Source organism: Streptomyces sp. SM1, assembly GCF_002910825.1.
Classification (GTDB): domain Bacteria; phylum Actinomycetota; class Actinomycetes; order Streptomycetales; family Streptomycetaceae; genus Streptomyces; species Streptomyces okerensis.
Window position 1 is genome coordinate 1 of sequence record NZ_NEUB01000229.1, and the last position, 8447, is coordinate 8447.

At 73.1% G+C, this 8447-nt stretch carries 10 protein-coding genes; 7 read left to right on the plus strand and 3 right to left on the minus strand.

Annotated features, from left to right (window positions below; all coding sequences use genetic code 11):
- Window positions 1-691, minus strand: a 691-nt coding sequence (locus B9S61_RS05370; protein WP_103541163.1) for a LysR family transcriptional regulator substrate-binding protein, incomplete at its 3' end; no start/stop codon positions are given.
- 58 nt (window positions 692-749) lie between these two features.
- Here B9S61_RS05370 and B9S61_RS05375 point away from each other — a divergent pair.
- The 6 genes from B9S61_RS05375 (at window position 750) to B9S61_RS05405 (ending at window position 5518) form a co-directional block, all read left to right on the plus strand.
- Window positions 750-1142, plus strand: a complete 393-nt coding sequence (locus tag B9S61_RS05375; RefSeq protein WP_103541157.1) for a DUF5997 family protein — start codon at window positions 750-752, stop codon at window positions 1140-1142.
- Window positions 1143-1343: 201 nt separating this feature from the next.
- Window positions 1344-1832, plus strand: a complete 489-nt coding sequence (locus B9S61_RS05380) for a hypothetical protein (protein ID WP_103541158.1) — start codon at window positions 1344-1346, stop codon at window positions 1830-1832.
- Window positions 1833-2242: 410 nt separating this feature from the next.
- Window positions 2243-2887 (plus strand): TetR/AcrR family transcriptional regulator, encoded by a 645-nt coding sequence (locus tag B9S61_RS05390; RefSeq protein WP_103541164.1) that lies wholly within the window; start codon window positions 2243-2245, stop codon window positions 2885-2887.
- Between the two features lie 11 nt (window positions 2888-2898).
- On the plus strand, window positions 2899-3579 hold the full coding sequence (locus B9S61_RS05395; protein WP_103541159.1) for an ATP-binding cassette domain-containing protein: 681 nt from the start codon (window positions 2899-2901) through the stop codon (window positions 3577-3579).
- Window positions 3566-4363: a hypothetical protein gene (locus B9S61_RS05400; protein WP_103541160.1), complete on the plus strand. Its 798-nt coding sequence runs from the start codon at window positions 3566-3568 to the stop codon at window positions 4361-4363. Before B9S61_RS05395 ends, B9S61_RS05400 begins: the two co-directional genes overlap by 14 nt.
- Window positions 4364-4447: 84 nt before the next feature.
- On the plus strand, window positions 4448-5518 hold the full coding sequence (locus tag B9S61_RS05405; protein WP_103541165.1) for a MerR family transcriptional regulator: 1071 nt from the start codon (window positions 4448-4450) through the stop codon (window positions 5516-5518).
- Window positions 5519-5620: 102 nt separating this feature from the next.
- Here the strand turns inward: B9S61_RS05405 and B9S61_RS05410 are convergent, their stop codons facing one another.
- Complete coding sequence (locus B9S61_RS05410) at window positions 5621-6868, minus strand: cation:proton antiporter (protein ID WP_103541161.1); 1248 nt, start codon at window positions 6866-6868, stop codon at window positions 5621-5623.
- Between the two features lie 4 nt (window positions 6869-6872).
- Window positions 6873-7343 carry a cation:proton antiporter regulatory subunit gene (locus B9S61_RS05415; protein ID WP_181007258.1) on the minus strand — a complete coding sequence of 157 codons (471 nt, stop codon included), beginning with the start codon at window positions 7341-7343 and terminating at the stop codon, window positions 6873-6875.
- A 303-nt stretch (window positions 7344-7646) separates the two neighbouring features.
- Between B9S61_RS05415 and B9S61_RS05420 the strand changes: the two genes are divergently transcribed.
- The coding region (locus B9S61_RS05420) for a universal stress protein (RefSeq protein WP_181007257.1) at window positions 7647-8447 on the plus strand (801 nt) is incomplete at its 3' end.

Genomic DNA, 8447 nt, shown 5'->3' on the forward strand with positions numbered 1-8447 from the left:
CGCCGGATCCGCCGCCCTGCTGCGCGCGCCGGGGGCCGGCGTCGGTCCGTTCGCGCTTTTTCTCCCGCGCCGGCGGCTGGGCGCGGCCGCGGGTGCTGTTGACGGTCCGGCCCCGGACGATCCCGATGAAGTCCTCCACCCGGTCCGTCGTCGCCGCCTCGGGCCAGGCCAGGGCCACGCCCGACTCGGGAGCGGCTTCGAGCGGCCGGTGGGTGAGGTCCCTGCGGTGGTGCAGCCGGGCGAGCGACAGCGGCATCACGAGCACGCCGATCCCCGCCGCGACGAGTTCGATCGCGTCCGCGGTGGTGGCGGGCCGCTCCAGGGCGGGCCGGCCGGGCAGGCTCTCCCACTCGAGGACGTCGTCGAGGGGGTGCAGCACGATCTCGTCGGCCAGGTCCTCCGGGGACACCGCGTCGGCCGCCGTGACGAGATGGTCCTTCGGCACCACGACGACCGTCTGTTCGGTGTAGAGAGGGATGGCGCTGAGGACCGTACGGTCGACGGGCAGCCGGACGAGGCCCGCGTCGGCGTCGCCGCCCAGCAGCAGATCCCGCGCCGCCGCCGGGGGCACCTGGGTGAGGGTCAGCGGGACGCCGGGGAACCGCTCGTTCCAGATGCGTACCCATTTGCCGGGCATCACGCCGGGTACGTACACGAGCCGGAACGAGGGGGGCACTGCCGAGCCTGTCACCGGGCCAGGTTACCGGCCGTGGTCGGCGGTCGCGCACACGCTCGATACCCTGGGCTCCATGACGCAACACCAGAGCGCCCAGACGATGAAGCCCGCGACCGCGGCGAAGAAGCTGGGTGTGTACCTCGAGGCCACCCCCGACGCGTTCCGGGAGGGTGCGGTCTCGCGCGCCGAGCTGAACGCGCTCCAGGCGGACCCGCCGCAGTGGCTGCGGGACCTGCGGCGCGACGGCCCGCACCCCCGTCCGGTGGTCGCCGCGAAGCTCGGCGTGTCCATCGCCGGTCTGGCGCGCGGCGGAGTCACCGAGCCCCTGACCACCGACCGGATCGAGGAGCTCAAGCAGGAGCGCCCCGAGTGGCTCGAGCGGGAGCGTGCCACCCAGGCCGAGGTCCGCAAGGAGACGGCACGCATCAAGAAGCGGGACGCGGAGCGCGCGGAGCGCACCGACTGACCCGTCCCGTACACCGTTTCGAACGCCCCCGACCGGTTTCCGCACCGGCTTCGGGGGCGTTTTCGGACTCCGGGGGCGTTCCGGACCCGGAGACCGAAAACGCCAGCCCGCGCCACCCTTCCGGTGGATAGAAATATCTACGAGCATGGCCCGTACCGCACGCGCCCGCAGCGGCGCGCCGAACGCGCCCGGGGTGGGGACATGCACAGCGTCACGTGGAAGCAAGCCGTCGAGTGGCTGGCCGCGGCGGCCACGGACCCGCAGGAGTGCAAGCGCGAGTGGGATCACGGCAGGGGGACGGCGCTGCTCGCGGCGGGCCGGTACTGGGATGTGCTCAGCGTGCCCGACCGGCTCGGGCTTCTCGCCCTGGACATCCTGTGGCGCGACCCCCTGAAGGCGCCCGGGCCCACGCTGGTGGACATCACGGCTCGCAGAGTGGGGTTCTTCCTGCCGCCCGATCCGGTCAGTGAATGGGTGGGATTCGGGGTGCGGCACGTCGGCCGGGGTTCCTGGGTCGCCGTACCGCCGCCGTACCGGCCCGCGGGCCGGCTGGAGTGGCTCGTCCCTCCGGACGGCAGTGGCGCCCTGCACTCCCCCGGCCCGCTCGAGACGGCCCTGCGCAAGGCGACCGGCACGCTCGCCGTGCTGGCGCCGGTCAGCGCGGAGCAGGCGGGGCCGGACGGCTGGTGAGCCGGCCGTCCCCGGCGGCCGGCCCCAGGAGGGGGACGGGGACGAGGAAGGGCACGGGCGGTACCGTCGCACGCTCGCTCACGGTCGGGGCGGCGAAGGAGGCCCACAGGCCGTCGCGGTGCTCCGGGACCGTGAGCCCCTGGCCCGCCACTCCGCGATCAGCGCCGTGTAGATCGGCGTGTGGCCCCCGTACCCGCTGGTGAGTTCGGCGTACGGCCGGCGCGCGGCGTCGTGCCCGAGAAGGCGCCGCGCCGTCCCAGTGCTGTCCATGCCGGAGCAACGCGCCGCCGTGCGCCGGTGGTACGCCGATGGCTCCGGGTCCGCCCGGTCGGGTGAAGCCGTCACCCGACCGGGCCGAGGCCGGGCGGCGGCGTGGACACGGCACTGAACAATCGTTTAGCATGCTGCACATGCGTTCAATCCAGGACGACCGGACCACCCGGGCCGTCATCCGTGACGAGGCACTGCGGATGTTCGCCGAACGGGGGCCGGAGTCGGTGACCGTTCGGCAGATCGCCGGTGCGGCCGGCGTGTCGGCCGGACTGGTGGTGCATCACTTCGGGTCGAAGGACGGACTGCGGCAGGAGGTCGACCAGTACGTCCTGACCGTGTTCGAGGGGATGCTCCGCGAGCTGACCGCCGGCACCGGCGGGCAACCGCTCGACCCGGGCGCCGGGGCGGCGTCGCTGAGCGAGGCGTTCGCCCGGCATCTGCCGGCCGGCTCGCCCCTGCCCGGCTATCTGCGCCGCCTGCTGCTCACCGGGTCGGACACCGGCCGGATGCTGTTCCGGCAACTGTTCGAGCTGAGCCGCCGGGCGCTGGACGAGCTGTCCGCGGCGGGGCTGGCCGCCCCGGGCCGGGACCCGGCCGTCCGCGCGGCCCTGCTGCTCGCCAACGACCTGGCGGTCTTCCTGCTGCGCGACCACCTCGCCGACGTCCTGGGAACCGATCCGCTGTCCGCCGACGGCATGGCCCGCTGGGCCCCCGAGCTGCTCGGCATCTACGCGGGCGGGCTGAACGCGGCCGCACCGGGAGAGGCGCCCCCCAGAGCTTAGGGAGACTTCGCATGCCGTCCGCAACCGCACTCGCACTCGCACTCGCACCACCCGCGCTCGAAGCGCGCGGCCTGCACAAGTCCTACGGCGCCCACCAGGTCCTGCGCGGTGCCGACCTCAGCGTCGCGTCCGGGCAGCTCGTCGCCGTGGTGGGCGAGAACGGCGCCGGGAAATCGACGCTGCTCAAAGCGCTGGCAGGTGTCCTCGCCGCGGACCGCGGGGAGGTGAGCCGCCACGGGACGCTCGGCCACTGCCCGCAGGAGCCCGTGCTCAACGACAGCCTCACCGTGGAACAGCATCTGCGGTACTTCGCCGCCGCCCGGCGGCTGCCCGGTCTGGAGCGCGGTCACGAACTGGCCGGGCGGCTGGGTTACGAGCGGTACCTGGGGACGGTGGCCGGAGAGCTGTCCGGCGGCACCCGGCAGAAGCTCAACCTCACCCTGGCGCTCCTGCACGACCCGGACGTACTGCTGCTGGACGAGCCCTACCAGGGGTTCGACTGGGAGACCTACCTGCGCTTCTGGGAGCTGGCCGAGGACCTGCGCTCCCGCGGCAGGGCGGTCGTGGTCATCACCCATCTCGTCTTCGAGCAGGAGCGCTTCGACCTCCTCGCCGACCTCGTCGACGGAAGGCTCGTCACACGTGTCGCAAACGCCGCGGGGACGGAGGAGACCCGCCATGCGGACATCTGACACCGCGCGGTCCCGGCCGCCGTTCCGGCAGTTCCCCACCGCCCTGCGCTTCTCGGTGCGCGACCAGACCCGCAACCGGCTCGCCGGACTGCTGCTGGCGCTGTTCGTGCCCGCCTGGTACCTGCTGATGAACGCGATGGCCTCGGGCGAGGTGCTGGACTTCAGGCTGTACTCGACCGGTGAGGTGCTGAGCGTCGACGGCGGCCGGCTCACGCTGATCACGGCCGGGCTCAACTGCGTCACCATGATCGCCGGCTTCGTGGTCTTCGACGCCGTACGCAAGGCCCTGGCGTTCGACCGGCGGCTCGTGTTCGCCGGTTACCGGCAGGCCACGCTCATCGGCGCCAAGACCCTGGCCATGGTGGTCGTCGCCACCGCTGTCGCCCTCTACACCGCGCTGGCCGTGCTGGTCTTCTGGCGCCCCTCGGTGGGCGGCTGGTCCGCCGTGCTGGCGGGATTCACCGTCATCGCCCTCACCTACGGCGCGCTGGGCCTGCTGCTGGGCGTCGTGGTCAAGCGTGATCTGGAGGGCTTCTTCCTCATCATCATGGGCGGGCTGATGGACACCTTCCTGCAGAACCCGCTGGGCAATCCACTGGCCAACGAGCCCTTGCTGCAGTGGTTCCCCTCCTTCGGCCCCATGCAGTTCGCGGCGGGCGGCGCCTTCGGGGACACCGCCCTGTGGGGACATCTCGCCCTCGGTCTGCTCTGGGCCTCCGCGTTCAGCGCGGTCGGACTGACCGTGTTCCGGATCAGGACCCGCAGCCGGAACCGGGCGCGGTGACCGGCCGCCGCTGCGTGCCGGGCCGGGGTTGACCCTCGACCTTGTCGAGGGGCCAGGGTCGTGGGTGTGGAGAGCGAGAGCGAGATGTACAGCATCGGTGAGACGGCCCGGGACAGCGGGCTGGGCGTGAGTGCCCTGCGGTTCTACGACCGTGCCGGTGTCCTGGTTCCCGACCGGGTGGATCCGGTCAGCGGCTACCGCTGGTACGCGCCCGGGCAGCTGGACGAAGCCAGGGTGCTGGCCCGGTTGCGCCGGGCCGGCATGCCGCTGGCGGACATCCGGCTGGTGCTGGCCGGCTGGACGGGCGCCGACACCGATCTCGTACGGCAGCTCCTCCAGGCGCATCTGCGCCGGCTGGAAGAAGGGCTGACCGACGCCCGTGCCGAGTTCTCCGCGCTCCGAGCCCTACTGGACCAAAGGGAGAACCCCATGACCTCACCCCGTACCGACACCACCGTCCGGCTGGCCCTCTCCGGCCCCCGGCTGGCCGCCGCCCTGGACGCGGTCCGGTTCGCGGCCGGCACCGACCCGGAGCTGCCGATGCTCGGCGGGATCCATCTCGACCTCGACGACGGCGGACTGCGTCTGGTGGCCACCGACCGGTACCGGATGGCCGTGGCGCACCCGGGCGCCGACGGGCACGACGGGCCACACGTGCGGACAACCGTGCCGCTGCCGCTCGCCGACGCCATGCGGGCGCTGCTGGACGGCGATCAGGAGGTGCGGCTCGTCCTGGACGGCGACCGCGTGACCCTCGAGGCCGGGGACCGGCAGACGGCCGGCCGGTGCCTCGGCCACGACTTCCCCGACTACCGGCGTCTGGTCCGCCTCCCGGCCGGGCGGCGCGCTCTTGTGGACGTACCGGCGTTCCTGGAGGCGGTGCGCACCGGTCCCGTACGCGAGCAGGAAGGGGGGCTGGGCGAGCTGAGCGTGCTGGAGGTGTCGGACGACGGGTCGGTCGCCGTCACCGGGGACGGGGCCGCCGGCCGGGACTTCGTCGCCGTCAATCGCGCGTTCCTGCTGGAGGCGCTGACCGCGGGGGCCCGTGACCGGCTGGTCCTGGAGTTCGGCGCCCCCACCGCGCCCCTCGCCGTCCGCCGGCCGGACGACGAGCACACGTTCTCGCTGCTGATGCCGGTCCGGCTGGAGAGCTAGGGCGGGCCGGCGGCTCCTCGCCTCGCGGGCGGGCCGGGCCGTCCCGCGCGGCACCGCGGAGAGGGGCGCCGTCCGTTCCGGCGGACGGCGCCCCCGGGCGGTTCAGCGTTCGACGCCGCTGTCCTCCACCGGTTCCAGCGTCTCCGCGGCCGGCGTCACGCTCCGCGCGGGCGTGATGTCGGCCGACGCCGTGCGCAGTGCGGTCAGGCGCAGTGCGAGGGGCTCGGTGTAGCGGGCGGTGAGCGGGCCGAGGACGACCAGGACCAGCACGTACGCGGTGGCCAGCGGGCCGAGGTCCGGCTCGATGCCGGCGGTGACCGCGAGGCCGGCGATGACGATCGAGAACTCGCCGCGCGCCACCAGGGTGCCGCCCGCGCGCCAGCGGCCCTTGGGCGAGATCCCCGCCCGGCGGGCGGCCCAGTAACCGGTGGCGATCTTCGTCAGCGCGGTGACGACGGCCAGCGCGAGGGCGGGCAGGATCACCGGCGGGATGGACTGCGGGTCGGTGTGCAGACCGAAGAAGACGAAGAACACCGCGGCGAACAGGTCACGCAGCGGCGCCAGCAGGTTGTGCGCGCCCTCGGCGACCTCACCGGACAGGGCGATGCCCACCAGGAACGCGCCCACGGCCGCCGAGACCTGGAGCTGCTGGGCCAGTCCCGCGACCAGCAGGGTGAGCCCCAGCACGACCAGCAGCAGCTTCTCCGGGTCGTCGCTGGAGACGAACCGTGAGATGACCCGCCCGTAACGGACGGCGACGAACAGCACGAGCCCGGCGACGCCCAGCGCGATGCCCAGGGTGACGCTGCCCGCGGCGATGCTCACGCCGGCCAGCAGGGCGGTGATGATCGGCAGGTAGACCGCCATCGCCAGGTCCTCGAGCACCAGGATGCTGAGGATCACCGGCGTCTCGCGGTTGCCGAGCCGGCCGAGGTCGCCGAGCACCTTGGCGATGACACCGGAGGAGGAGATCCAGGTGACGCCGGCCAGCACCACCGCGGCGACCGGGCCCCAGCCGAGCAGCAGGGCGAGGGCGGCGCCCGGCAGCGCGTTCAGCGTCATGTCCACGAGGCCGGCCGGGTACTGGGTCTTGAGGTTGGAGACCAGGTCGCTGGCCGTGTACTCGAGGCCGAGCATGAGCAGCAGCAGGATCACGCCGATCTCGGCGCCGATCGCCACGAACTCCTCACTCGCGCCGAGCGGGAGCAGCCCGCCCTCGCCGAACGCGAGGCCGGCCAGCAGATAGAGGGGGATCGGGGAGAACTGCAGACGTCCGGCGAGGCGGCCCAGCAGACCGAGCCCGAGGATGATCGCGCCGAATTCGATCAGGAAGGTCGCGGAAGAGTGCACGCGCTCACTCCCGACCCAGAATCGAGGCGGCGGCGTCGATGCCCTCGCGGGTGCCGATCAGGATCAGTGTGTCCCCTCCGGCCAGCCGGAAGTCCGGCGCGGGCGACGGGATCGCCTCGGCCCTTCGCAGTACGGCCACGATGGACGCTCCCGTGTCGGTGCGTATCCGGGTCTCGCCCAGCAGCCGGCCGTTCCAGTGGGAGACCGAGGACAGTTCGATGCGTTCGGCGACCAGCCCCAGGTCGGTGGTGTGCAGCAGGTTGGGGCTGTGGTGGGCCGGCATCAGCGCGTCGATGAGCGCGGCCGACTCGGCGATGGTCAGGCGCAGCGACCGGGCACAGGCGTCCGGGTCGTCGGAGCGGTAGACGTTGACCGTGCGGGCACCGTCGCGGTGCGCGATCACGGACAGGTGCTCGTGCTCACGCGTGGTGAGGTCGTACTTCACGCCGATGCCGGGCAGCGGCGTCGCGCTCATCCGTGGAGCAGGCACAGCCCGTCCCCTTCCCGATTCTTCTGATGTCATCCGGTGCGGGGTGTCGGACCGGCCGTCCCCACGGCACTGGTGGTCCACCCCCACGGGGGTAATGGTGCCATCCCGCCAAACGGCCGGAACATGGGTGTTGTCACGGATGGACAACGCCCGGTGCGGCGGAAAGGATCCACGGGGTGACCGTGTTCGCGCAGCTGAGAGCCTTCGTGAGGGCCCGGTGGGCGGGATGACGCGTACGCGCCGTCCGTCGTGGGTACCCGCACGCACTGCCAGGGACGGGAGTGTGACGTGGACGACACGGTGATCGTCGGAGTGGACGGTTCGCCGTCCAGCCTCGCCGCGGTGGATGTCGCGGCGAGGGAGGCGCGGCTGCGTGGCGCGCGGCTGCGGATCGTGCACGCCTTCAGCCGGCCGGCCGACCTGGACCCGATGATCCACGGGGTGCTGGCGCAGGCGGAGCAGCGTGCCCATGACCGTACGCCGGGGCTCGAGGTCAACCGGACCGTGGCGTCCGGCGACACGCTGACGGTGCTGCGGAGCGAGGCGCGGCACGCGGTGCTGACGGTGGTCGGCGAGCGGGGGCACAGCGCGTTCGGGGCTCTGCTGCTGGGTTCGACCGCACTGCAGCTGGCGGCGCACGGGCACGGCCCGCTGATGGTGGTCCGCGGCCGGGACGATCCGCAGGGTCCTGTTCTGCTCGCGGTGGACGGCTCCCCGGTCGGTGACGCAGCGGCGTCCTTCGCCTTCGCCGAGGCCGCGCTGCGCGGGGCCCCGCTGGTCGCGATGCACGTGTGGAACACCTGGAGCGAGCCGACGCCGTACGAGGCCCCGGCCGATCCGTTGAGCGTGGTGGTGGATCTCGACCAGCTCGTGGAGCGGCACCGGCGGGTGCTGGAGGAGGCGGTGGCGCCGGGGCGGGCCGCGCATCCGGGGGTCGCGGTGGAGCTCCGGCTGGAACGGGCCCGGGTGCGTCACGCCCTGCTGGACGCGACCCGGGAGGCCCAGCTGGTGATCACCGGAGCCCGGGGGCACGGCGGTTTCGCCGGGATGCTGCTCGGTTCGGTCAGCCAGGCGCTGCTCCATCACGCC